This window comes from Methylobacterium sp. UNC378MF (assembly GCF_900103195.1).
Classification (GTDB): Bacteria; Pseudomonadota; Alphaproteobacteria; order Rhizobiales; family Beijerinckiaceae; genus Methylobacterium.
The window spans coordinates 66,771-91,356 of the sequence record NZ_FMWU01000008.1; the positions used below are offsets into that span (position 1 = coordinate 66,771).

General features: G+C 69.4%; 23 protein-coding genes. 10 read left to right on the plus strand and 13 right to left on the minus strand.

The window, feature by feature from the left end; all coding sequences use genetic code 11:
• Positions 1-91 precede the first annotated feature (91 nt).
• Positions 92-691 carry a hypothetical protein gene (locus tag BLT59_RS31775; protein ID WP_244513930.1) on the minus strand — a complete coding sequence of 200 codons (600 nt, stop codon included), beginning with the start codon at positions 689-691 and terminating at the stop codon, positions 92-94.
• 57 nt (positions 692-748) lie between these two features.
• On the opposite strand from BLT59_RS31775, the gene BLT59_RS10180 reads away from it, so the two are divergent.
• Positions 749-2,824: a putative bifunctional diguanylate cyclase/phosphodiesterase gene (locus BLT59_RS10180; protein ID WP_244513931.1), complete on the plus strand. Its 2,076-nt coding sequence runs from the start codon at positions 749-751 to the stop codon at positions 2,822-2,824.
• Between the two features lie 88 nt (positions 2,825-2,912).
• On the opposite strand, the gene BLT59_RS10185 is transcribed toward BLT59_RS10180, so the two are convergent.
• The 7 genes from BLT59_RS10185 to BLT59_RS10215 form a co-directional block, all read right to left on the minus strand.
• Positions 2,913-4,295 carry a class II 3-deoxy-7-phosphoheptulonate synthase gene (locus tag BLT59_RS10185; RefSeq protein ID WP_091779055.1) on the minus strand — a complete coding sequence of 461 codons (1,383 nt, stop codon included), beginning with the start codon at positions 4,293-4,295 and terminating at the stop codon, positions 2,913-2,915.
• 115 nt (positions 4,296-4,410) lie between these two features.
• Positions 4,411-4,728 carry an RNA polymerase sigma factor region1.1 domain-containing protein gene (locus BLT59_RS10190; protein WP_091779057.1) on the minus strand — a complete coding sequence of 106 codons (318 nt, stop codon included), beginning with the start codon at positions 4,726-4,728 and terminating at the stop codon, positions 4,411-4,413.
• A 55-nt stretch (positions 4,729-4,783) separates the two neighbouring features.
• The gene (gene gor, locus BLT59_RS10195) at positions 4,784-6,166 is read right to left on the minus strand and encodes a glutathione-disulfide reductase (protein WP_091779059.1); all 1,383 of its coding nucleotides are present in this window, start codon (positions 6,164-6,166) and stop codon (positions 4,784-4,786) included.
• Positions 6,163-7,383 carry an O-antigen ligase family protein gene (locus tag BLT59_RS10200; RefSeq protein ID WP_091779061.1) on the minus strand — a complete coding sequence of 407 codons (1,221 nt, stop codon included), beginning with the start codon at positions 7,381-7,383 and terminating at the stop codon, positions 6,163-6,165. Before BLT59_RS10200 ends, gor begins: the two co-directional genes overlap by 4 nt.
• A gap of 42 nt (positions 7,384-7,425) precedes the next feature.
• On the minus strand, positions 7,426-8,004 hold the full coding sequence (locus tag BLT59_RS10205; RefSeq protein ID WP_091779063.1) for a DUF2059 domain-containing protein: 579 nt from the start codon (positions 8,002-8,004) through the stop codon (positions 7,426-7,428).
• Positions 8,005-8,048: 44 nt separating this feature from the next.
• Positions 8,049-8,762, minus strand: coding sequence for a ribose-5-phosphate isomerase RpiA (rpiA, locus tag BLT59_RS10210; RefSeq protein ID WP_091779065.1), 714 nt, complete (start codon positions 8,760-8,762; stop codon positions 8,049-8,051).
• Positions 8,763-8,892: 130 nt separating this feature from the next.
• Complete coding sequence (locus tag BLT59_RS10215; protein WP_091779067.1) at positions 8,893-9,357, minus strand: hypothetical protein; 465 nt, start codon at positions 9,355-9,357, stop codon at positions 8,893-8,895.
• Positions 9,358-9,529: 172 nt separating this feature from the next.
• Here BLT59_RS10215 and BLT59_RS10220 point away from each other — a divergent pair, with 172 nt between their 5' ends.
• Entirely contained in the window at positions 9,530-10,222 is a 693-nt protein-coding gene (locus BLT59_RS10220; protein ID WP_091779069.1) for a phosphoglycolate phosphatase, read from the plus strand.
• A 3-nt stretch (positions 10,223-10,225) separates the two neighbouring features.
• Here BLT59_RS10220 and BLT59_RS10225 read toward each other — a convergent pair whose 3' ends face one another.
• On the minus strand, positions 10,226-11,380 hold the full coding sequence (locus BLT59_RS10225) for a pyridoxal phosphate-dependent aminotransferase (protein ID WP_091779071.1): 1,155 nt from the start codon (positions 11,378-11,380) through the stop codon (positions 10,226-10,228).
• Positions 11,381-11,814: 434 nt separating this feature from the next.
• On the opposite strand from BLT59_RS10225, the gene BLT59_RS10230 reads away from it, so the two are divergent.
• From BLT59_RS10230 to aat, 4 genes are all read left to right on the plus strand, one after another.
• Positions 11,815-12,597 (plus strand): DsbA family protein, encoded by a 783-nt coding sequence (locus tag BLT59_RS10230; protein ID WP_091779072.1) that lies wholly within the window; start codon positions 11,815-11,817, stop codon positions 12,595-12,597.
• A 157-nt stretch (positions 12,598-12,754) separates the two neighbouring features.
• The gene (gene accB, locus BLT59_RS10235; RefSeq protein ID WP_091779074.1) at positions 12,755-13,222 is read left to right on the plus strand and encodes an acetyl-CoA carboxylase biotin carboxyl carrier protein; all 468 of its coding nucleotides are present in this window, start codon (positions 12,755-12,757) and stop codon (positions 13,220-13,222) included.
• A gap of 104 nt (positions 13,223-13,326) precedes the next feature.
• Positions 13,327-14,679 (plus strand): acetyl-CoA carboxylase biotin carboxylase subunit, encoded by a 1,353-nt coding sequence (gene accC, locus BLT59_RS10240; RefSeq protein ID WP_091779076.1) that lies wholly within the window; start codon positions 13,327-13,329, stop codon positions 14,677-14,679.
• 79 nt (positions 14,680-14,758) lie between these two features.
• Positions 14,759-15,442: a leucyl/phenylalanyl-tRNA--protein transferase gene (gene aat, locus BLT59_RS10245; RefSeq protein WP_091779078.1), complete on the plus strand. Its 684-nt coding sequence runs from the start codon at positions 14,759-14,761 to the stop codon at positions 15,440-15,442.
• Between the two features lie 44 nt (positions 15,443-15,486).
• Here aat and BLT59_RS10250 read toward each other — a convergent pair whose 3' ends face one another.
• Positions 15,487-15,852 carry a hypothetical protein gene (locus BLT59_RS10250; protein WP_091779080.1) on the minus strand — a complete coding sequence of 122 codons (366 nt, stop codon included), beginning with the start codon at positions 15,850-15,852 and terminating at the stop codon, positions 15,487-15,489.
• Between the two features lie 68 nt (positions 15,853-15,920).
• On the minus strand, positions 15,921-16,127 hold the full coding sequence (locus BLT59_RS10255) for a DUF2842 domain-containing protein (protein WP_091779082.1): 207 nt from the start codon (positions 16,125-16,127) through the stop codon (positions 15,921-15,923).
• 186 nt (positions 16,128-16,313) lie between these two features.
• On the opposite strand from BLT59_RS10255, the gene BLT59_RS10260 reads away from it, so the two are divergent.
• From BLT59_RS10260 to BLT59_RS10275, 4 genes are all read left to right on the plus strand, one after another.
• Positions 16,314-17,417 carry a COX15/CtaA family protein gene (locus tag BLT59_RS10260; protein WP_091779084.1) on the plus strand — a complete coding sequence of 368 codons (1,104 nt, stop codon included), beginning with the start codon at positions 16,314-16,316 and terminating at the stop codon, positions 17,415-17,417.
• A gap of 150 nt (positions 17,418-17,567) precedes the next feature.
• Positions 17,568-18,251 carry a PAQR family membrane homeostasis protein TrhA gene (locus BLT59_RS10265; protein ID WP_091779087.1) on the plus strand — a complete coding sequence of 228 codons (684 nt, stop codon included), beginning with the start codon at positions 17,568-17,570 and terminating at the stop codon, positions 18,249-18,251.
• Positions 18,252-18,391: 140 nt separating this feature from the next.
• Positions 18,392-19,591, plus strand: a complete 1,200-nt coding sequence (locus BLT59_RS10270) for a glycosyltransferase family 4 protein (RefSeq protein ID WP_091779089.1) — start codon at positions 18,392-18,394, stop codon at positions 19,589-19,591.
• Positions 19,592-19,734: 143 nt separating this feature from the next.
• Complete coding sequence (locus tag BLT59_RS10275) at positions 19,735-21,252, plus strand: undecaprenyl-phosphate glucose phosphotransferase (protein WP_091779092.1); 1,518 nt, start codon at positions 19,735-19,737, stop codon at positions 21,250-21,252.
• Positions 21,253-21,294: 42 nt separating this feature from the next.
• Here the strand turns inward: BLT59_RS10275 and BLT59_RS10280 are convergent, their stop codons facing one another.
• Entirely contained in the window at positions 21,295-21,648 is a 354-nt protein-coding gene (locus BLT59_RS10280; protein ID WP_091779094.1) for a hypothetical protein, read from the minus strand.
• A 211-nt stretch (positions 21,649-21,859) separates the two neighbouring features.
• On the minus strand, positions 21,860-24,430 hold the full coding sequence (locus tag BLT59_RS10285; RefSeq protein WP_091779096.1) for a TonB-dependent receptor: 2,571 nt from the start codon (positions 24,428-24,430) through the stop codon (positions 21,860-21,862).
• Positions 24,431-24,586: the final 156 nt, after the last annotated feature.

The window sequence follows — 24,586 nt, forward strand, 5'->3', positions numbered from 1 at the left end:
GTTGCCGTTCTCGGGCAAAGCCGCCACGCTCCGCGGTCCGATCGTCGTCGCGTTTCTCGGGGTGGCCTTGCTTCTGGGCGCCCTCGGAGTGTCAGCGGCCGTGGCGATCGCGCATGTCGGTGCGCTCGTCTCGCGCACGTATGACGAATCGCTCATGTCGACCAGCTTCGCTCGGGCGACGGCGGCCGACTTCGCCAGGATGCGCACGGCTTTCGTCCGACGTCTTCGATCCCGCGACGGTCCTGAGGCGGCGAAGCGTGATTCCGAGATCGCCGCTCTCGCAACGACCCTGGCGGAGGATCTCACCGTCGTGGCCGAGCGCTCCCGGTCCGACCGCGCGATGAAGACGGCCGAGGCGGTTCAGGCGGCGGTGGCTTCTTGGGACGGCCTGCGCCGCGCCCTGGATCCCGTCACGGCATCGCCGGATCAAGTGGCCGCCCTCGATCGGAAGGCCGACGCCGTCGAGAGTCAGATCGACCGTCTCACGAATATCACGGCGGGCGACGCTTTCACGGCACGGCAGGCGGCGCGGCAGAGCGTCTCTCACGAGATGCGGCTTCAGGCCGTTGCGGCGAGCCTCGCGATCGTTGCCTGCGGCCTGATCGGCTGGCTGCTCGCCCGCCGCATCGCCGGATCGTTGGATGCCGCGGCCCGAGCGGTCGAACAAATCGCGGGCGGTCAACTCGGCCATCGAATCCCGGCGGGCGGCCGGGATGGATTGCGCAGAATTCTGGACGCCGCGGCGGCGATGCGGTCCACCATTCAGGCGCGGGCGCAGGGCGAGGCCGACCAGCACCACGTTGCCGAGGCGCTGGTGACGGACGCGCTGCAGACGTCGCGCGAGGGCGTGGTGATCGTCGCTGCCGACGGTCGCATCGCGCTCGCCAATGCGCAGGCGCTTCTTTTCTTCGACGGACTTGATGCCGCGCTCGCGGCCGGATCGTCCCTGTCGGAGACGGCGGACGGCGTGCGGGACCGGCGCGAGGCCGCCCCGGCGGATTGGTTCAGGGCCCTGGCTCAGGACGGTGACGTCCGGCTGACCGACGGTCGTTGGCTGCGCGTGCGCCGCAGCGTCACACGGCAGGGTGGGTTCATCGCACTCTGCAGCGACGTCAGCCTGGTGAAGGAGCAGGAGAACCGACTGACACTGACCAACCTGCGCCTCGGTGCCGCCCTCGACAACATGTCCCAGGGGCTCTGCCTCTACGACGCGCAGAACCGGCTGATGGTGGTCAACCGCCGTTACAGCGAGATCTACGGGCTTGCGGCAGGCGCGGTGGTGCCGGGCATGACTGCGCAGGAGGTCGTGAGCGCCTGCATCGCGGCTGGGAATCATCCGGGCTGCGATCTCGATGCACTGTTGCGCCAACAGCGCGAGGCCCTCCGGAACGGGGAGCGGCAGACGCTCTTCCAGGAACTGAGCGACGGCCGGATCGTCGCCATCGACCGGCGCGAGGCTGCCGATGGCGGCTTCGTGGCCACCTATGAGGATGTCACCGAGCGCCGCCGTGCCGAAGCCCGCATCGCCTTCCTGGCCCATCACGACATGCTGACCGGCTTGCCCAACCGCGTGGCCGTGGGGCAGCAGATCGACATGGCGGTGGCGCAGGCGGGACGCGACCAGGGCTTTGCCGTCTTCGCCATCGATCTCGACGATTTCCGGCCGGTCAATGAGACCCTCGGCCATGGAATCGGCGACGAGCTGCTCGTCGCGGTGGCGAACCGGCTGACGGCCTGCGTGCGCGAAATCGACTGCGTCGCCCGGCTGGGCGCCGACGAGTTCATCGTCGTCCAGCGCGGTGTCGACCGGCCTGAGGATGCCGCCGTCCTCGCCCGCCGCCTCATCGAGGTCGTTGGCGCGCCCTACAGCCTCACCAATCACAACATCAGAGTGGGGCTCACCATCGGTATCACCCTCGCCCCAGGCGACGGCACAAGCTGCGAAAAGCTCCTGAAGAACGCCGAAGTCGCCCTTGATCGCGGAAAGGCCGAGGCGCGCGGCGCGTTCCGCTTCTTCGAACCCGCGATGGATGCCCGCCTCCAGGCGCGGCGGATCCTGGAGCGTGACCTGCGCGACGCCCTCGCCCGGGAGGCGTTCGAGGTGTATTACCAGCCGATCTACAGCCTGGAGACCGATCGGATCTGCGGCTTCGAAGCGCTGCTGCGCTGGAATCACCCGGTCCGCGGCTTCATCTCGCCCGCCGAGTTCATCCCGATCGCAGAGGAACTCGGGCTGATCGTGCCGCTCGGCGAATGGGTGTTGCGTCGGGCCTGCGAAGAGGCCGCCCGCTGGCCGGATGAGCTGAAGGTCGCGGTCAATGTCTCGGCGGTGCAGTTCACCTCGGCAAGCCTCGTCACCGCGGTCCGCGAGGCGCTGCGGCGGACCGGACTGCCCGGACGGCGGCTGGAGCTGGAGATCACCGAAACCGTGCTGGTCGCCAATCCCGGCGTGACGACGGCGATCCTGCACAGTCTCCGGGCTTTGGGTGTGCGCGTCGCGATGGACGATTTCGGCACCGGCTACTCGTCCTTGAGCTACCTGCGCTCGTTCCCGTTCGACAAGATCAAGATCGACCAGTCCTTCGTCCGCGACCTGTGCGTGAAGGACGGGACCGACTTCATCGTGCGGGCCGTGATCGGCCTGGGCGCCAGCCTTGGCATGACGACCACCGCCGAAGGCGTCGAGACGGAGGCGCAGCTCGCGCATCTGCGCGCGGAGGGCTGCGACGAGGTTCAGGGCTACCTGTTCAGCCGACCCGTGCCGGTACCGGAGGTCGCCACGATCATCCGCCGCTGGAACGGGGATCTGAAGGCGATCGCCTGAAGCACGCTGCCCGCGATGAGGCAGCGTGCGTCATCAGTCTATCGGCGAACGGACCCCGCGACCCGTCCTACGGACCCCGCGACCCGTCCTACTCGGCGGCGTCCAGCCGCGGGCGCTCCACGTGGCTGCGCTCGGCTTTGACCAGCTCGGCCGTGCGGAACGCCACCTCCAGCGCCTGCTCCGCGTTGAGACGCGGGTCGCAGTAGGTGTGGTATCGGTCCTGCAGATCGTCGGCCGTCAGCGCCCGGGCGCCGCCCGTGCATTCGGTGACGTCCTTGCCGGTCATCTCCAGGTGGATGCCGCCCGCGAAGGTGCCCTCGGCGCGGTGAACGCCGAAGAAGCCCTCGATCTCCTGCATCACCCGCTCAAACGGCCGGGTCTTGTAGCGGCCGGCCGGAATCGTGTTGCCGTGCATCGGGTCGCAGATCCACACGACCGAGCGCCCTTCCCGCTCGACAGCCCGGATCAGCGCCGGCAGGTGGTCGCCGACCTTGTCGGCGCCGAAGCGGCAGATCAGGCTGAGCCGGCCCGGCTCGTTCTCCGGGTTCAGCAGGTCGATCAGCCGGATCAGCCCGTCGGCCTTCATGGACGGGCCGCACTTGAGGCCGATCGGGTTCTTGATGCCGCGGGCGTATTCCACGTGAGCGTGGTCCGGCTGCCGGGTCCGGTCGCCGATCCACAGCATGTGACCGGAGGTCGCGTACCAGTCGCCGGTGGTCGAATCGACGCGGGTCAGCGCCTCCTCGTAGCCGAGCAGCAGGGCCTCGTGGCTGGTGTAGAAGTCGGTGGTCCGCACCTCCGGATGCGTCTCCGGATTGATGCCGATCGCCCGCATGAAGTCGAGGGCGTCGGTCATGCGGCCGGCGACATCCTGGTAGCGCGAGGATTGCGGCGAATCCTTCACGAATCCGAGCATCCAACGATGCGCGTTCTCGAGGTTCGCGTAGCCGCCGGTGGCGAAGGCACGCAGCAGGTTCAGCGTCGCGGCCGACTGCCGGTACGCCTCGACCTGTCGGCGCGGATCGGGAACCCGCGACTCCTCGGTGAAGCCGATGCCGTTGATGATGTCGCCGCGGTAGCTCGGCAGGCTCACGCCCTCGAGGGTCTCGGTCGGCGACGAGCGCGGCTTGGCGAACTGCCCGGCGATGCGACCGACCTTCACCACGGGCGAGCCGCCCGCGAAGGTCAGCACCATCGCCATCTGCAGGAACACCCGGAAGAAGTCGCGGATGTTGTCGGCGGAGTGTTCGTCGAAGCTTTCCGCGCAGTCGCCGCCTTGCAGCAGGAAGGCCTGGCCCGCGGCGACGCGCCCGAGCGCGGCCTTCAGCTTGCGGGCCTCACCGGCAAAAACCAGCGGCGGAAAGCTCGCGATCTGCGACTCGACGGCACCCAGGGCGGCAGCGTCCGGATAGGTGGGGACCTGCTCGATCGGCAGATGCCTCCAGCTCTTCGGTGTCCAACGCTCGCCCATGACCTCTCTCCGCGCACCCCTTCGTGCGATCGCGCCTCGTGCGCGAAGCGCGGCTTATAGAGTGGTTCCCACGGAGTTGCGAGTGCCGGAAACCGGGGGCAGGCGCGCCTCGGCGTCAGGCCTCGCCGTCCTCGACCTCGATCCCATGCTCGGCCAGGATCCAGAAGATCGCCTCCAGATCCTCCGCGGAGACGTCCCGCGGCGGCAGCGCCTCCTCCAGGTCGTCGTAGGTCAGGTTGCGGCTGCGCTGCGCTTCCGCCTTGGCGAGGAGGCGGTCGATGGCGTGGCGGATATCGGGCGGCAGGGCATCGTGGCTCGGCGGTCGATGGACGGCGGGCCGCAGCGCATCCGCCAGCAGGCCATCGATGACCGCCTGCCGCCGCGCATGCGCGTCGTTCTCGCGTCGTCCCTTGCCGCTGCCCTGCTTACCCATCGCCCTGATATGGCTCGGTCGCGCACCGCGTCGAGGCCCCGGGTGCGCGGAGCTGTCAGCCGACGCCAACCGGGTGCTTCGTGACTTCCGGAACCCGCATGGTCACGAGTTCCTCGGCGGCTGTCGGATGGACCGCGATGGTCCGGTCGAAATCGGCCTTCGTGGCGCCCATGGTTACCGCGATCCCGACCGCCTGAATCACCTCCCCGGCATCGTGACCGAAGATGTGGACGCCCACGACCCGGTCGCTGGCGCAATCGACCAGCACCTTCATGAGGATTCGCTCATCGCGCCCGGACAGGGTCGCCTTCATCGGGCGGAAGCGCGCCTTGTAGACGTCGATCTTGCCGTAGATCGCGCGGGCGGCCGCCTCGTTGTGGCCTACGACGCCGATCTCGGGGGTCGAGAACACGGCCGTCGGGATCAAGCGGTGATCGACGCAGGACGGCTTGCCGCCATACACCGTGTCGGCGAAGGCGTGCCCCTCGCGAATCGCCACCGGCGTCAAGTTGGCGCGGTTGGTCACGTCGCCCACTGCGTAGATCGACGGGATCGTGGTCTGCGAGTAGGCGTCCACCGGGATCGCCCCTGCTGCGTCGGTGTCGATGCCGACGCGGTCGAGGCCGAGGCCGTCGACGTTGGGCCGTCGGCCGGTGGCGACGAGCACCTGATCCACCCGGATGTCGCTGCCGTCGTCGAGCTGTGCGCAGAGCATGCCGTCCCGCCGCTCGATGCGCCGCAGCGTGCGCCCGAGCCGCAGATCCATCCGCTGGCCATAGGCCTCGGCCAAGGCGTCGCGGATCTCGTCGTCGAATCCGCGCAGCAGCTTGTCGCCCCGGTGCAGCAGCGTGGTTCGGCTGCCGAGCGCCGCGAAGACGCCGGCGAATTCAACCGCGATGTAACCGCCGCCGATCACCAGGATCCGCTCGGGCAGGCTCTCCAGCTCGAACACCTCGTTCGAGGTGATCGCCAGGTCGATCCCGGGCACGGCCGGCTCCTTCACGGGATGCGCTCCGACCGCCACCAGGATCCGCTCTGCGCGGATCATCCGGCCGGACTTCAGGAGACGGACCGTGTTTCGGTCCTCGATCACGGCCCGCTCTGGCACGATCTCGACGCCGGCGCGAAGCAGGTTGGCGTCGTAGATGCCTTCAAGCCGGGTCACCTCCGCGTCGCGTCGGCGCTTGAGGGTGGCCCAGTCGAAGCGGGGCTTCTCCACCGTCCAGCCGAAGCCCGCTGCGTCCTCGAACTCGTCGGCGAAGCGGCCGGCATAGACCATCAGTTTCTTCGGGACGCAGCCGCGGATCACGCAGGTGCCGCCGACCCGGTATTCCTCGGCCAGCATCACGCGCGCACCGTATCCGGCTGCGATCCGCGCCGCGCGGACGCCACCGGACCCGCCGCCGATGACGAAGAGGTCAACGTCGAACGCGCTCATGCCGGACCGTCCATCTCAGGTCTCGCGATCTCGCCGGCCGGGGAGGCCGCGCGCATCCAGGTGATGGCAGCGCCGAGCCCCGCCGTCCACCATGCGGCCCAGCCGTTATGCTCGACGAAGGCGATCGCCGCCGCGCAGGCGACGAGGCCGAGGGCCGCGGCGCGGTCCGGCTGCGGCAAGCGCGCGATTCGGGCGAGAACCAGCATCAGCGTGAGGGCAGCCAGGATCGCGCCGGGCAGGCCAAGTTCGGCCCAGACTTGCAGGAAGCTGTTGTGCGGGTGGCCGACCCCGAGCAGGACCCGCATCTCGGGCGGCACCGTCTGCGCCACGGGCGTCTCGGCGAAGCGCGCGCTGGTGCCAAAGCCCGCGCCGCGCCAGGGATCGGCCGCCACCGCGGCCCCGAAGCTGCGCGCGATCGCCACCCGCGCCCGGGAGGAGGATTGGACGAGACGCTCGTGGGCTGCCTCCGGCATGGCGCGGGCGAGGAGATCGCCCTCGACCGGAGCGAGCGCCACGGCCAGACCGAGACCAAGGCCGGCGAGACCGAGGCCGACCCGCAGGGGCATCCGCCCGGCCAGGGTGGCCATCGCGGCGCCCGCCAGCAATCCGAGCTGGGCGGCGCCGCTGATCGAGCGAAGCACACCGAGGCCTGCGAAGGCGAGGGTCGCCGCCGCGAAGGCACGGGCGCGGCTGTGCCACAGGACCAACGCCAGCGGCCCGGCCACGAGATCGAGGGTCAGGGCCGGCCGGTTGTGCACGAAGGCAGCGACCCGGCGCCCGAGCGCCCGCTCCAGGGCGAGGTCGGATGCGAGATCCACGGCGATCAGGAGTCCCGCCAGCCCGATCGCGATTGCCCCGAGGCGCGGCGCGAAGGCGGGGATGCGGCCGGGCGCCAGGCAGGCCAGCAGATAGGCAGCGAGCAGCGTCGGCAGGAACTCGCCGAGCACGCGCAGGGAGGCGGTCGGGAACGGGCTCCAGGCCAGGGAGATCAGCGCCCAGGCCAGGAAGGCGAGCGCCGCGCCGGAAAGGGGCGTCCGGAGCGGACCCACCAGGCTGCGGCGCAGCGCGGCTGGATCCTCCGCCCTGCGACCGGCCAGGAAGGCGAGCGCCGCCAGCCCGACGACCAGGGGGCTCGACCGGTTGGCGAGCACCATGGCGAGCGGCATGACGGCGAGGAGCGCGCCGCCCGCCGCGTAGAGGCGGTTGGCCGCGCTCATCCACCACCTCTCACGGCGATCGTCTCGCGGGGGCGGCCGCCCTCACTGCATCTGATGCCCGCGCTTGCCCATCTCGGCGCGGACGCGGACCATGACGTATTCGGAGACGTCCTGCGTCCAGTCCTGCATCTCCTGCACCATCTCGTCGAGAAGCTGCGGTTGCGCCTCCACGTAGTGCTTGCCGGCGGGCGAGCGGAAGAAGGTCGCGATCTCCTTCAGCTCGGCTTCGGAGAATTTCGACGCATAGGTGCGCGCCGCGATGTCGATCATGCGCTGCTTCTGCAGCTCCATCTCCGGCTGCAGCGAGGTCAGGACCTCCTCGAGATCCTTGGACAGCTCGGGACGGGTGACCGTCTGCTTGCGGATCTGGTCGGCGAAGGCGGGCAGCACTGAGTCGAACGACCGGGCGATGCCGGAGCTGAGCATCACCTCCCGGGCTAGCGCGACATGACTCGGTGAATAGCCGGGCGCGGCCGGCGTATTGGCGGCCGGGGTGCTCGCGGCCGGGGCGTTCGGCTGCGCCGCGGCCTTGGCCGGAGCCGGCTTGTGGGCCTGGGCGGCGGCCGGATGCGGAAGCGCCAGAAGCGCGAGGCCGAGCGCGGCGGTGAGGCGTCGGGACATGCTGGACTTTCTTGCGAGTATGGCCGGCGATGGAGGACGGCGCCTCAGGCGAGGCTGCCGAGAACGGTGACCTCGGCCTGACCGTCCCGCGCCGCCGCCAGGATCGCGGCGTCGGCGATGCCGAGGAACAGACCGTGCTCGACGACGCCCGGCACGGCCCAGAGGGCAGCGCCGAGGGCGTCCGGATCGGGAATCGCGCCGAGATGCGCGTCGAGGATGTAATGGCCGCCGTCGGTGACCAGGGGCTTGCCATCGGGCCCACCGCGTAGCCAAACGGCCCCGGAGCAGCCGGCCCCCGCGACCGCCGCTTCGACGGCCCGGCGCGTAGCGTTGAGGCCGAAGGGATTGACCTCGATCGGGAGCGGGAAGGCGCCGAGCCGCGCCACGTGCTTGGCCGCATCGGCGATCACCACCATGCGGCGGCTCGCGCAGGCGACGATCTTCTCCCGCAGCAGCGCCGCGCCGCCACCTTTGATCAGGCGGAGCTGGTCGTCGACCTCGTCGGCGCCATCGATGGTCAGGTCGAGCTCGGGCTGCTCGTCCAGTGTCGCGAGGCGGATGCCGAGGCTCTCGGCCTGCGCGCGCGTAGCCTCGGAGGTCGGGACGCCGACGATGTCGAGTCCGGCGCGGACCCGCTCGCCGAGGAGCGCCACGAAGGCCGCCGCCGTGGAGCCCGTGCCGAGGCCGAGCCGCATGCCCGGTGCGACGAGGTCGAGGGCGCGGGCGGCGGCGGCCCGCCGCAGGTCCGGCCCGCTCACCGGGACACCGCCCAGTCGGCGAGGTGGAGCGAGGGAGCGCGCGTCATGGGCAGCCGGTCTTTCCGTGTGGTTCGGGCGGCCCGTAGCACGGGACCGGCCCGATCGGAACGCCCGCGCCGACACGCTGGCTTCACGGCCGGCCGCCCTGTGTCGGCGTGGCGCTGGCGCCGGCCCGGCCGGGCGCCGGACCGGTCAGCGGCGCGTCGGACGCGCCCTCGGCGCCGGGCTTGCCCTGCTGGGTGCAGACGACCTGTTCCTTCTTCACCAGCACGAAGCAGATGCTCATCTCGCCGGTCCGGTAATTCACCCGGAACACGCCGGCCTCGCGAGTGTGCCGGCTCGCCACCAGCCCGTATTCCGACGGGGTCTGCGGCCCGGCGCCCTCGCCCGGCCCGAAGCAGACCGTCTGGCCGATCCCGCCGGCCGTTTCCTGCAGCCCGTACTGGCAGGAAGTCACCTCGCCGGTAACCTTGTCGACCCGATACATGCGGTTGAGATCGGTCTGCGGAGCAGGCACGAACTCGAAAGAGGTCGCGGCGGCCGGCAGGGCTTGGAGCACGGCGCAGGCGGCCAGGAGGGGCAGAGAGGGTTTCATCGCGGGTCCCGGGGCTGGTACGCGCTGCGTTTCGCTGCGCTTTCGGGCGAGTCTGGGGCGCCCGGTGAGACGATCCGCGCATCCGTGGTGCCGCCTCGGCCGGCTTGCTCCCAGTTCCAGGCCCCGATAGCGACGCCGTTCGCGATCCCGCCGAGCACGGAGCCCCTTACACATGTCCACCGAACCGACGAGCAAGCCCCCGATCGCCGTGTTCGACCTGGACGGAACGCTGGCGGAGACCGCAGGGGACCTGATCGGCACCCTCAACGTGCTGATGAAGCGCGAGGGGTTAGCCGAATTGCCCCTCTCTCAGGCGCGCGGGCTGATCGGAGCCGGCGCCCGGGCACTGATCCGGCGGGGCTTCGAGGCCGAGGGACGGCCGCTCTCGCCGGAGGACCACGACCGCCTGTTCGACGCCTTCATCGTTCATTACGGCGCGCATCTCGCCGATACATCCCACCTCTTCCCGGGCGTCATCGAGGCCCTGGATTCCCTGGAAACGGCGGGCTTCCGGCTCGCGGTCTGCACCAATAAATACGAGGGACAGTCGGTCGAGCTGCTGCGCCTTCTCGGGATCGGACACCGCTTTGCGGCGATCTGCGGCCGGGACACCTTCCCGCAATCCAAGCCCGATCCGCGCCACCTGACCGGCACGATCGCGCGCGCCGGCGGTGATCCGGCCCGCGCCGTCATGGTGGGCGATTCCCGGACCGACATCGACACCGCCAAGGCCGCCGGCATCCCGGTGGTGGCGGTCACCTTCGGCTATACCGACCGGCCGGTCGCCGAGCTCGGGCCCGATCGGGTGATCGAGCACTTCTCGGATCTGGTCGAGGCGGTGGGCGCGCTCGTGCCGGTCGCCTGAACGTCAGCGCAGCCAGACCTTCAGCCGCGCCACCGCCTCGCGGCACTCGGCCTCGGAGCCCGCGAACGAGAAGCGGACGTGGTGGTTGCCGACGTCCGGATCGAAGTCGAGGCCGGGCGTCGCTGCGACGTGGGCCTCGTCGAGCATCCTCCGGCAGAAATCCGAGGCGTCGTTGGTGAGGTTCGACACGTCCGCGTAGAGGTAGAAGGCGCCATCGGCCGGATGCACGCGGCCGAGGCCGACGTCCGGCAGCGCGTCCAGCAGGATCGCGCGGTTGCGCGCGTAGCCGTCGCGGACGGCGTCGAGCTCCTCCGTGGCGTCGAGGGCCGCCAGCGCGCCGACCTGCGAAAGGAAGGGCGCCGAGATGTACAGGTTCTGCGCGAGGCGCTCGATCGGGCGCACCAGCGCCTCCGGCACGACCATCCAGCCGACCCGCCAGCCGGTCATGCAGTGGTACTTCGAGAACGAGTTGATCACGATGGCATCGGGGTCGAAGCGCAGGGCCGTGACGGTGGGCACGCCGTAGCTGAGACCGTGATAGATCTCGTCCGAGATCAGTGGCAGGCCGAGGCTGCGCGCCGCCGCGCAGAGATCCTGCAGGGCGGCTTCCGTGATCACGGTTCCGGAGGGGTTGGCCGGGCTCATCACCAGCACCCCGGCGATCGCCGCGCGGGCGTGGGTCTCGCGCAGGAGGGCGGCGGTGGGCGCGAAGCGGTCCTCGGCATGGAGCACCATTGGCGCTGGAATGAGGTCAAGGGCTGCCAGGATGCTGCGATAGGCCGGGTATCCCGGCTGCGGCACAGCGACCCGGGCGCCGGAATCGAAAAGGCTCATGAAGGCGAGGACGAACCCGGCCGAGGATCCGGTGGTGATCACCACCCGCTCCGGGCTCACAGAGACGCCGTGCCGCTCCGCGTAGTCCCGGGCGATGCGGGCGCGCAGCGAAGGCAGGCCCAGAGCCTCGGTGTAGGGAACGCGGCCGGTGGCGAGCGCCGCCTGTGCGGCCGCGATCACCGCGCGTGGTGCCGGAGCCGAGGGCTGGCCGACCTCCATCCGCACCACGTCGGCGCCGGCGCGCGCCTTGGCGGCGGCAGCGGCCATGACATCCATCGCGAGGAATGGCTGGACGGCGGCGGCCCGCCGGGAGATCGGGATCATGGGTCCTGCCCTGCGCCGGGCAAAGCCGGCGCCCCGGGGGTTAGACCCTCGCGATCCCTGCCTCAAGCCGAAGCCCAAGCCGAAGCCCAAGCCGTGCGCCATGGGCGCGCGGCTCGATGTTCCAGATCCCGGTGCTGTCATTCCGCGGCGCCGCAGGCGAACCCGGTATCCAGGACCGTCGTCGGTTGATGGCTCCCGTACATCGGCGGGTCTGGGTCCGGGGCTCCACTGCCCGGTCCCGGGCGTGTGGATTTGTCGATCGGCCGAGGATCCCCGGTTCGGCTCGCCCGGATTCGCGGGCTGCCGGATCGGAGAGCCAGCCGGACCATTTGACGGTGTCGCCGCTGGATTTGACCGGGCGCCGCGAAAACGCCTAACCCAGCCCCTACCGCTCGCGCCCGGCGCGGGCCGGCCTGCCGCGCAAGCGAGGATCCATGCCTTTCATCCGCCCCCTGCCCGCGCTGGTCCTGGCGCTCGGCCTCGTCGCCGTTCCCGCGCTTGCCCAGAACGCGACGCCCCCCGCCGCGCCGTTTACGGATGCGCAGCGCGCCGGCATCGAGGCGATCGTCAAGGATTACCTGATCAAGCATCCCGAGGTGCTTCAGGAGGCCCTCGCCGAGGCCGAGAAGCAGCAGGCGGAGACGCAGCGCCTCGCCCAATCCGCAGCCCTCAAGGAGTCGCGCGAGGCGCTCCTCAACGGCCAACACGACGTCGTCGCCGGCAATCCCTCCGGTGACGTCACGCTGGTCGAGTTCTTCGATTACAATTGTGGCTACTGCCGCAAGGCCCTCGGCGACGTCCAGGCGCTGATCAAGTCCGACCCGAAGCTGCGGGTGGTGATCAAGGACTTCCCGGTACTGGGCCCGGAATCGCTCGAGGCCAGCCAGGTCGCCGTGGCGGTGCGCCAGCAGCTGAAGGGCGACAAGCTGTTCGAATTCCACCAGAAGCTCCTGGAGACCAAGGGCCGGGTGAATGGCGCCCGGGCGATCCAGGTCGCCAAGGATATGGGGGTCGACACCGCCAAGCTGCAGAAGGACATGGCCTCTCCCGAGGTAAAGGCGGCACTGAGCGAGAATCGCGGTCTCGGCGACCGTCTGGGGCTCTCGGGCACGCCGGCCTTCATCATCGGCGACGAGGTGATTCCCGGCGCCGTCGGCGTCGAGCCGATGCGCAAGACCATCGCCGACGTGCGCCAGTGCGGCCACGCTTCCTGTTGAGCTGACGGATCGAGCCGACGAACCTTCGAAGGCGCGCCGCGCAGCCTTGTGGCACCGGGGCGCCTTCGTCTAAGAGCCGCCAGCCGCAGGGCCGCGGTGGAGGTCCAGGGTCGAGCCCGATGGACGTACCGATGCGCCGCGAGACGAAGTAGGCCGGATGCCAAAGAACGACGCCATCGATCCCGAGCTCGTGCGCGAACTCGCCAACCTCGTCACCGAGACCGGCTTGTCCGAGATCGAGGTCGAGAAGGGCGATCTGCGCATCCGCGTCGTGCGGCGGCTCGAACCCGTGAGCGTTCAGGTCGCGGCGCCTGCGCCGATCGCGGCCGTCGCGCCGCCTCCGGCGTCGGCGTCCTCGGCACTCGCGCCGGTGGAGCCGGCGCGCGTGCAACCCGGCACCGTACCCTCGCCGATGGTCGGGACCGCCTATCTCCGGCCCTCGCCCGACGCCAAGGCTTTCGTGGATGTCGGCTCGAAGGTCGAGGTCGGCGACAAGCTGCTGCTGATCGAGGCGATGAAGACCTTCAACGAGATCGTGGCGCCCCGCGCCGGTACGATCAGCGCGATCTTCGTCGAGGATGGTCAGCCGGTCGAGTTCGGCGAGTCCCTTCTCGTCATCACCTAGGACGTCCGCCGGGCGCTCGCCGCTCGATCCTGGACGACGCCGCAACACGAGAGGATAGTGCATCCTGCGCGGTCCGGGATCGCCAGGATGCCCTAACGGGTCCGATGTTCGACAAGATCCTGATCGCGAATCGCGGCGAGATCGCCCTGCGCATCCTGCGGGCGGCGAAGGAACTCGGGATCGCCACCGTGGCGGTCCACTCCACGGCCGACGCGGACGCCATGCATGTGCGGCTGGCCGATGAGAGCGTCTGCATCGGGCCGCCGGCCGCCCGCGACAGCTACCTCAACATCCCGTCGATCATCGCGGCCTGTGAGATCACCGGGGCGGACGCGGTGCATCCCGGCTACGGCTTCCTTTCGGAGAACGCCCGCTTCGCCGAGGTGCTCGCCCATCACGAGATCGGCTTCATCGGTCCCAAGGCGCAGCACATCCGCACCATGGGCGACAAGATCGAGGCCAAGCGCACGGCGCTGAAGCTCGGCATCCCTTGCGTGCCGGGCTCCGAGGGCGGCGTCGAGGATCCCCACGAAGCCAAGCGCGTCGCCGCCGAGATCGGCTATCCGGTTCTGGTCAAGGCGGCCGCCGGCGGCGGCGGCCGCGGCATGAAAGTCGCGCGCACCGAGGCCGATCTGGAGCAGGCGATCGGCATGGCCCGGTCCGAGGCCAAGGCCGCTTTCGGCAACGACGCGGTCTATCTCGAGAAATATCTGGAGAAGCCCCGGCACATCGAGGTGCAGGTGCTCGGCGACGGGCGGGGCGGCGCCGTACACCTCGCCGAGCGCGACTGCTCGCTCCAGCGCCGCCACCAGAAGGTCTGGGAGGAAGGCGGCTCGCCGGCACTCAACGAATCGATGCGCGCCGAGATCGGCGGCATCTGCGCCAACGCCATGAAGGAACTCGGCTACCTCGGTGCCGGCACCGTCGAGTTCCTCTACGAGGACGGCCGGTTCTACTTCATCGAGATGAACACCCGGATCCAGGTCGAGCATCCGGTGACCGAGATGATCACCGGGATCGATCTGGTCATCGAGCAGATCCAGGTCGCCTCGGGCGGCGGCCTCTCGGTGAGCCAGGCGGACATCAAGGTCGAGGGCCACGCCATCGAGTGCCGGATCAACGCCGAGCACCCGGAGACCTTCCGGCCGTCACCGGGCGAGATCACCCACTATCACACGCCGGGCGGTCTCGGCGTCCGCGTCGATTCGGCCGCGTTCCAGGGCTACCGGATCCCGCCGCACTACGATTCGCTGATCGGCAAGCTGATCGTGCACGGCCGCACCCGCAACGAGTGCCTCATGCGCCTGCGCCGGGCGCTGGACGAATTCGTCATCGACGGTATCGACACGACGCTCCCGCTGTTCCGGACGCTGGTCCGCAACCCGGACGTGCAGAACGGCCTTTACGACATCCACTGGCTGGAGCATTTCCTGGACGACGGCGGCATGAAGGCCTGACCGGGACCGGGCGCGACTGCGGCGACTGCGTCACGCGCGGGCTCTGGCCTTTGGACCGGCTGCGCGCGACATTCACGGCATGCACGATTCCGCCCGCGTGGACATCACCCCCGAGATCCTGCTGAAGGCCTACGCGGCGGGCATCTTCCCGATGGCCGAGGATGCCGACGATCCGACCCTCTACTGGGTCGAGCCCAAGGCCCGCGGCGTGCTGCCCCTTGACGCGTTCCGCGTGCCCCGGCGCCTTGCGCGGACGGTGCGGTCCGACCAGTTCGTGGTCCGCTGCGATACCGATTTCGACGGCGTCATCGACGGCTGCGCCGCGCCGCGCCGGGACAGCGAGCGCACCTGGATCAACGGACGTATCCGCGAACTCTACGGCGCCCTGTTCGACCTCGGCCATGTCCACACCGTCGAGGTCTACGCGGGCGCGGAGGGGCGGCTCGTCGGCGGGCTGTACGGCGTCTCGCTGGGGGCGGCCTTCTTCGGCGAGAGCATGTTCCACGAGGTGCGCGACGCCTCGAAAATCGCCCTCGTCCATCTGATGGGCCGCCTGCGCGCCGGGCGTTACCGGCTCGCCGACACCCAGTTCGTCACCGAGCATCTGACGCAGTTCGGCGCCGAGGAAGTGCCGCGGCACGTCTACAAGCGGCGGCTCGCCGAGGCCCTCGATCAGGTTGCCGACTGGAACGTCTGGCCAGGGGACGGTTCGGTTCCGGGCGCGCGGGTCCTCGCGGCGTTAGGCGCCCCGGATCTCGATTAGAGCCGGGCGCCGCCGCAAGCCGGCGCGCTGACCGCGGGCTGGCGTCAGCGCCGGCGCCGGTGCCGGTAGCCGGTCGAGAACGAGGCGTATTGCCGGCCGCGCGCGGACCGGTAGCGGCGCCGGCGGCTGGTGCTGACCTCGGCCGTCTCCTCGACCTGCGGGATCGGCTCGGCCATGGCGGCCGCGGGCGTCGCCGCAGCGGGCATCGACGTATCGGCCGAGGCGTAACCGCCGGCCACGTTCTTGGCCGCGGGGCCGAACATGGCGAGACACTGGTTGTAGGCGAGATCGTTCTTCAGGCGTTCGCATTCACCGATGGAGCGCGGTGCTCCCTGAGCCAGGGCCGGCAGGGGCGCCAGCAGCACGACGAGGGCAGCCAGAGGCTTTAGGCGCAGGGACGGGCGATGCACGGAGCGGGATCTCAAGCGGCGACGGGCAGGCTTGTGATCCCCGAGTGCGGCAAAATCGAGGGTCGGACTCAGCGATCGGGCCGTTCCATCCACCGGATCAGCGGCATCAGCGGGAAGATCCAGGCGATGCCGAGGATCGAGTAGATCACCGCCTGTACGGGTGCCGGAGTCTCCGCGATGCGGCTGTCGGCGAGGGTCATCGCGAGTGGGCCGTAGAGGCAGACGAAGGCCAGGATGGCGAGGGTGCCGATCAGGGTCCGGGTGCGGCGGCGCATAGTTGTATCCCTGGCCTCGCGGCCGGCGCTGCGGGCGCCGACGGGCGACGGCTATCGTCCCCCGATCCGGTTGGCAACGCGCCCACTGACGCGGGCTGCGGCGCCGGCGCCGTTGCTGGGCGATCGGACATCCCCTAACCCGGACGCGGCGGCCGGGGCATCCCGGCATCCGCGGAAGGTGCGTGCATGGACATGAGTGGCACGGGCGAGCGGCGGTCAGGAGCGATGCGGACCTGGCTCTACGTGGTCGCGGCTCTGGTGATCGCCATGGTGGCGGTCGGCGGCGCGACGCGGCTGACCGGGTCCGGCCTGTCGATCACGGAGTGGCGCCCCGTCACCGGGGCGATCCCGCCGCTCTCCGAGGCCGACTGGGCAACCGAGTTCGCCAAATACAAGGACACGCCGCAATACAACATCCTCAACCAGGGGATGGGGCTGTCTGCCTTCAAGGTGCTGTATGGCTGGGAATGGGGCCATCGCTTCCTCGGCCGGCTGATCGGCCTCGTCTTCTTCCTGCCGTTGATCGTGTTCTCGTGGCAGGGTCGGATCAGTCGGCGGCTCGGCCTCGGTCTGCTCGGCCTCGGCGTGCTCGGCGGCTTCCAGGGCGCGATCGGCTGGATCATGGTCGCCTCAGGCCTCCAGCCCGGCATGACCGCAGTGGCACCGCTCAAGCTCGCCCTGCATCTCACCACAGCGAGCCTGATCCTGGCCGGGTTGGTCTGGCTGGCGGCGGGCGAGCGCCGCGGCGTCCTGACGCCGGCCCCGGCTCGCCTGCGCATGACGGCCCTGGCGCTGCCGATCCTGGTCCTGGTGCAGATCTTCCTCGGCGGCCTCGTCGCCGGCTCGCATGCCGGCCTCGTCTACAACACCTGGCCCTCCATGGATGGCCACTTGGTGCCGCCCCTGGACAGCCTGTTCGCGATCCGCCCCTGGATCGAGAACTTCGTCGACAACCATGCCCTGGTCCAGTTCGACCATCGGGTAACGGCCTACCTCGTGTTCGTCGTGGCGGTCCTGCACGCGATCGACGCCAGGCTCACCGGTCCGGCGAGTACGTCCGGGCGGGCCATGGGCGTCGTGATCCTCGTTCTCGCCCAGATGGGACTGGGGATCGCGACGCTGCTCCTGGCCGTCCCGCTCTGGGCGGCGCTCGCGCATCAGGTGCTCGCGATGGCGGTGCTGACGATGGCGACGGTCCATGCCCGGCTGAGCCGGGGATCCGGCTTGGTCAAGCCCGCCGCCGCCGATCCGCCGGTGGGGTTCGAGGGGCTGGCCGGCGGCCGCATCTAATCCCTCGTGCGGTGCGGCCGTCTTGCGGCACCGCACGAGACTTTTACCGCTTTCAGTGGAACCTTGGGATAACTCCCCATCCGCAATCTGCACATGGAACGACTAAGACTTCTCAAGCTTTAAGCTGCACGCGTTGCAGGAGGCTTCAAGATGTCTCTCGCGGAGGATGGTCGACCGCTCTCCCTGACATGGCACTACACGCCGCGGGAGATCATGGCAGATGGCGTGATCCACGGGCTCGGCGTGCTGCTCGGCTTCGCCGGTGCTGTCGCCCTGGTGGCAACGGCGATAACGACGCATCTCGGGCTCGGCGAACGGGCTGCCGTCGTGGTCTACGCCACGGCCCTGGTTCTGATGCTGGGCGTCTCCGCCCTCTACAACCTCTACCCGGTCAGCCCGCGCAAGTGGCTGCTGCGCCGCGCCGACCACGCCCTGATCTACCTGATGATCGCCGGCACCTACACGCCGCTGGTCGCCCTCGTCGGGTCGGGGCTGCGGGCCTACGCACTCTTGGCAATGATCTGGGTGGTGGCGCTGATCGGGATCGCGGTGAAGCTGTTCCTTCCGGGGCGGTTCGACCGTCTGTCGATCGGCCTCTACCTGATGCTTGGTTGGAGCGGGCTCCTCGCCTACGAATCGGTCATCGCGGCGCTTCAGCCGACGGCGCTGTGGCTGCTGGCCATCGGGGGCGCGCTCTATTCCGTCGGGGTGGTGTTCCATATCTGGCGGACGCTGCCCTTCCAGAACGCGATCTGGCACGGCTTCGTCCTGGCCGCCACGGCGTGCCACTACGGGACCATCTGGGCGAGCCTGAACGGCTCGCCGATAACGTAGGATGGAAGCGATTGTGGTCTCGCGGGTAAAACTCCGCTTACCGTCCCCGCGGAAAGGTTGAGGTCGGCGCTCCTGATTTAAGTATCTCGCGACTGCCAGTGCACCACAACCCGGGGATTGATATTCCCGGGAGCTGGGCCGTGGTGTCCGAGACGAACGACTCTGGTATTGCTCAGCGATATCGGATCCTTCACGTGTTCCGGGCGCCCGTGGGCGGGCTGTTCCGGCACGTGATGGATCTCGCCCGCCTGCAAGCGGCCGCGGGGCACCCTGTCGGGATCGTCTGCGACGCGAATACCGGTGGCGAGCGGGCCGCGCGGGCCCTGGCCGATCTGTTGCCCAGCCTTGACCTTGGGATCGTCCGGATTCCCATGCGCCGCAATCCGCATCTGTCGGACTGGTCCTGCCTCAGGGCCGTCGCAAAGCGGGCCGCGGAGGTCGGCGCGCAGGTTCTTCACGGCCACGGTGCCAAGGGCGGTGCCTATGCCCGGCTCGCCGCGTCCGGATCTGCGATCCGCGCCTATACCCCCCATGGCGGCAGCTACAATTATCGGCCCGGCAGTCCGCTTCACCGCCTGTACATGGGGGCCGAGGCGGTGCTCGCCCGCAGGACCGATGCGTTCCTGTTCGAGAGCGAGTACGTCGCCGGCCGCCACCGGAGCTTCGTCGGCGGCCCCGTGCAGGTTACCCGGATCGTGCATAACGGCATCGCGGAGGCCGAGTTCGCCCCCCTGGAGCGCGTCGCCGAGCCCTTCGACCTGCTCTATGTCGGCGAGCTTCGGGAGGCCAAGGGCCTGCCCTATCTGCTCGAGGCCCTGGCCCGGCTTCGTGCCGAGGGCCGGGCCCTACGCTTGCTGATGGTCGGATCCGGTCCGGATGCCGAGATCCTGCGGGATACCGTGGCGCGCCTCGGCTTGGCCGATGCGGTCGCGTTCGAGCCGCCGCAGGCGATCCGCTCTGTGCTTGCCCGCGGCCGAATCCTCGTGGTCCCGTCGCTGGCGGAATCGCTGCCCTATGTCGTGCTGGAGGCCGCGGCGGCGGCGCAGCCGCTGGTTGCTACCCGGGTCGGCGGCATACCGGAGATCTTCGGTCCCGCCGCACACGACCTCGTCGCGTCCCGGGATCCGGCAGCCCTCGCTGAAGGCATCCGGCGCGTCCTCGACGCCGCACCCGAAGCGCTGGCGGCGCGGACCCACAATCTCAGCGCGTCGATCCGGCAGCGCTTCTCCCTGGAGCGCATGGGCAGCGAGGTGATCTCTGGCTACACCGCGGCCTTCGAGGCCCGCGCGCGTCGCCGCAGCCCGGCCCCACGCGAGATTGCCGGCGCCCGAACGGCCTGACCGGATCGCGGCCGCGTGACGGTCGTGAGCCTGTGCATCACGGTGGAAACGGCTTCCGTATCTGCACCCTTAAGTCTTCCAACAACGCCCCCTGCCAAGCTCCGGTGGAGGCGTCGGCCACAAGGCTCTGGGGGAGCCGATCGATGAGCGCGTTCGATATCCGCGATCTGCTCGAGGCCGCGGGACCCATGGAGGGGCCATCGCGCCCGGCCGCCGGCAGGGTGCCCCTTGCCGAGACCGCGGCGCCCGGACCGACGGCGATCTCGCCGGTCGTGGTCGCCGGGCTGGTGCGTGGGCTGGAATTCGCACTGATCTTCGGCCTGGGCGCGCTTCTGCACGTGCTGATGCTGCGCGGCCGCGTCCCGTTCGGGCTGACCTATGCGGGTGCGATCGGCATGATCGCGGTGATCACCGTGACGCTGATCCAGGCCTCGGGCGGCTATCGGATCGCTGCTTTCCGGAGCTTCTTCAAGGCGGCTGTCCGGCTGATCGCAGCCTGGTCGATGACCTTCCTGATGGTCGCAGCCGGCCTCGTGCTCGCCAAGGTGGCGGACCATTATTCGCGCCTCTGGCTCGCGGCCTTCTTCGCCACCGGCCTCGCGATGCTGCTGGTCGGGCGATGTGTCCTGTTCCGGATCATCGACGCGCAGACCCGCGCCGGCCGGTTCGACCGACGCACCGCGATCGTGGGGGGTGGGCAGCCCGCCGAGGACCTGATCGCCGCCCTGGAGACGCAGAGCGAGAGCGGTATCCGCATCGTCGGCGTGTTCGACGACCGCAACGCGGATCGCTCGTCCGACGTGGTGGCGGGGCACCCGAAGCTCGGCAATGTCGACGACCTCGTGGCCTACGCGCGGCATGCCCGTCTCGACCTGATCGTCTTCACGATTCCGATCACCGCGGAGGCCCGGATCCTCCAGATGCTCGCCAAGCTCTGGGTCCTGCCGATCGACATCCGGCTCTCGGCGCACGCCGCCAAGCTGCGCCTGCGCCCGCGCAGCTACTCGTATCTCGGATCGGTCCCGGTCTTGGACGTGTTCGACCGGCCGATCGCCGACTGGGATGTGGTGGTGAAGGCGCTGTTCGACCGCTGTGTCGGCCTGCTGCTGCTGCTGGCCTTGTCGCCGCTCATGCTGGCGATCGCCGCTGCCGTGCGCCTGACGTCCCATGGGCCGGTCCTCTTCCGGCAGAAGCGCCATGGCTTCAACAACGAGCTGATCGAGGTCTACAAGTTCCGCTCGATGTACGTGGATCAGTGCGATGCCGGCGCCGCCAAGATGGTGACGCGGGGCGATCCGCGCGTGACGCCGGTCGGTCGCTTCATCCGCAAGACCTCGCTGGACGAGCTGCCGCAGCTATTCAATGTGCTGAAGGGCGACTTGTCGCTCGTCGGGCCGCGTCCGCACGCGCTTCAGGCTAAGGCCGCCAACACGCTGTACGATCAGGTGGTCGACGGCTATTTCGCGCGCCACAAGGTCAAACCCGGCATCACCGGATGGGCCCAGGTCAACGGCTGGCGCGGCGAGACGGATACCTCCGAGAAGCTGCAGCGGCGCGTCGAGCACGATCTCTACTATATTGAGAACTGGTCGGTGCTGCTCGACCTGCAGATCCTCCTCACCACCCCGTTCGCGCTGTTCAAGACCGAGAACGCCTACTGAGCGGGAGGAGCCGGCACCGCGCGGTGCCGGCCGAATTTTTCGCTACGGCAGGGCGCCGGCCTTCTCCTTGGCCTTCATGATCGTGTCACGGCAGCCCTGGGCGTCGCCGGACTTGTCCTGCTGGCGTGCCTGGGCGACCAGCTTCTTGGCCTCCTCCACGCCCGAGGCGCTGGGCTTCACGGCGGCATCCGACTTGGTCAGGGCGGGCGGCGTATCGAGGGCCTTGGGCGAATTGGACGAGGTGGTGCCACCGGGCGGCGTCGAGCCGGTCACCGCGGCGGCACCCGCGCTGTCGAGCCGCCGCTGCAGCGTATCGACCTCGTCGGCGCAGGGGGTGGCGAGGGCCGGCGTGGCGGCCGCCAGGGCAAGGGCTGCAACGGCGAAACGGATGATCATCGGAACGTGGCTCCACGGTGTCGGAACGCGGCCGGCGCCGATCCTCATGCGTGAGCAGGCGGTGGCGCGACGGTGCGGCTACCGGGGAGACTCCGGGCAGGCGGGCCCGTTCCCGAGACAGGAGGCCGCATGGGGCCGCCCGGAAACGCGACGGGCGCCCCGCGCGGCCCGTAGGCCGCGGGAGGCGCCCGCCCCTCGACACCGAAACTGATCAGTACTTCCGGATGATCGGCTCCGGCGACATCGGCACCGGATCGGCACCGAAGGCGTAGCGGATGCCGGCATAGACCGAGAAGGGCTGCGCCAGGGTCGTGGTCCGCGGATCGCTGATCCGCAGGTTGCCGGCCACCGCGCCGGGCTCGGCGAAGGTGCCGAACGTGGCGTAGCGGTTGTTGGTCAGGTTGGTGATGAGACCGAAGACCTCGAGGTTCTTCGTCACCTGATACTTCGTCTGGAAGTTCATCACGTAGTAGGACGGCAGCTTGCGGTTCAGGTTCGACTCGTCGCCGCGGAAGTAGGACGAGGAGAAGGCCTGGAGGTAGAGGCCGACCTGCCAGTCGGGCGTCACGAAGTAGTCGAACCCGGCCTTGATCTGGTGGGCCGGCACCAGCGGCACGACGTTGCCCTTGCGGACCTGGATCGCCCCGTCATCCGCGAGCGGATTGTTGGGCGACGACAGGGTGCCGTTGAACTGGAAGGTCGCGTCGACCAGCGCATAGTTGGCGTAGACCCGCAGGTAATCGGCGGTGTACTCGCTGCCGATCTCGATGCCCTGCCGCTGCGTCGACGGCACGTTGACGAAGTAGGCGCGGGCGGTATTGCCGGGAGTGGCCAACGACAGGATATCGTTGGCGAGGTCGGTGCGGAAGGCGCCGATCTTGTAGGTGATGATGCCGCCGTCATAGGTGTTCGGCAGCTGGCCGCGGAAGCCGACCTCGTAGGTCCGCCCGGTCACCTGCTTGAGCGGCGGATCGGCCACCAGCGAGTTCGGCAGGAGGCACGGACGGTCCGGATTGGCGCAGGCCAGTTCCAGTGGCGTCGGCGCGCGATTCGACTCCGAGTAGCTGCCGTAGAGGTTCAGCGCGTCGAAGAAGCGGTAGGTCAGGCCCGCTACCGGGTTGATCTTGTTGTAATAGTGCGTGCCGGTCACGTCGGGCGAGAAGCCGGTGAGATCCTCGCTCTGGATCCGCGCGAAGTTCAGCCGGGCACCCGCGGTCAGCGACAACCGGTCCGTCACGTCGAGCGTGTCGAGGGTATAGAGGCCCATATAGAGGTTCGAGCCGTTAACCGAGCTCGGCGCGATACCCAGCGCGCCGGCGGTCCGCAGCTGCGGCGTGCCGAGCCCCGGGATGTTGCCGTAGAACGGGTTGCTCGGATCGGTGGTGATCGACAGGTTCGGGTTGATCACGCCCAGCGTGCTGGACGACTTGAACGAGTAGTTGGCTGCATCGATGCTGCCGCCGACCACGAAGCTGTTGGGCAGGCCGAAGACGCGGTCGCGGTTGGACGCCTGCAGCGAGCCGCCGAAGCCGGTCGCCTGGGTCTGCGTCGTATCGAGCGTGCCGTAGGGGATTCCGGACCGGAACGGGATGCGCTGGTTCTGCTGGCCGAGGATCAGGAACTGATTGCGGAAGGCGAGCTGCGACTGGCCGGCGGACGGGCTGAAGCCGTCGTCCTCGAAGCAGAGGTTGCCGCGGAAGCTTGAGCGGCTGCTGCAATTCTCGAAGTTGCCGTCGTTGCCGTCGACGTAGGTCTGGCTGAAACGGCGGAAATAGGCGTTGCCGGCGAGATCCCAGGTCGGCGAGAGGTCGACCCGGCCGGTCAGCTGGAGCGTGCCCACCTCGGTGGTCGTGGTCTGCGGGTAGGTGAAGATCGCCCGCGGATCGCGGTGCGTGAAGTCGACCGGCGTGGCCGCGGCCGCGCCGTAGAAGCTCCGGGCGGCGAGCCCGATCAGGTGGAACTCCGAATCCTGCGAGCGGTAGCCGATATCGCCGTAGAGCCGGCCGATCGTGCTCGGGCTCTCATAGCGCCAGCCGCGGTCGTTCAGGCCGTCGCCGGTGAAGTACACGCTCCAGGGGCCGGAGACCTTGCCGTACTCGAGGTAGCCGGCGGTGCGCGCGTCCGAGCCGCCCCAGGCTGAGATCTCGGTGCCCTGCCAGGTGAAGCCGTTCTTCATCTGGATGTTGACCGCGCCGCCGAGGGCGTTGAGGCCGAAGACCGGGTTGCCGGTGACGACGTCGATGCGCTGGATCGCCTGCGGGGGGATCAGGTCGAAATTGACGACGTCGCCGAAGGCCTCGTTGATGCGCACGCCGTTCTGGTAGACGGCCAGCCCCTGCGGCACGCCCTGGACCGGCGAGGCCGTGAAGCCGCGATACGTCACGTCGACGCGGTTGTTGTTGCCCTGCGAGTCCGAGATGTTGATCCCGGGCGTGCGTCGGGCGAGGGTCGTCACGAGGTTGTTGTTGGCCTGATCGATCGCGAGGTCGCTCGCCGTGACCGATTCCACTGTGCTGGGGATCTTGTAGAGGGGCTGCTCGGACCCGCGCAGGCGCGTTCCGGCGCTCGGTCCCACCGAGCCGCCCGGGGGGACAGGGCCGGGGCCGTTGAAAACCTGCGCCGAGCTGGAATTTCCGCCGCCCGCGCCCACAGGCGTGGTCGAGACCACGCTGATCTCGCCCAGCGTCACCGATTGCTGAGCCTGCACCAAGCCGGGGAGAACGGTCCCCGCGAGAACCGATGCAGACGCAACCAGGCTGCTCCGAAGCGCCCGAAGTGACATCCCCTACCCCCTGCTGAAAGACTCACGCTCGTTACAGCCGAGCTTGGATCTCTCTTGGCGGGTGCCGGGACGGGGCACAATCGGTTCAAGAACACGTGAGGCGGGTTTCGGCTGTATTTCCAGCCGAATGCTGGCGAAGCAGGCGACGCGTGGTTA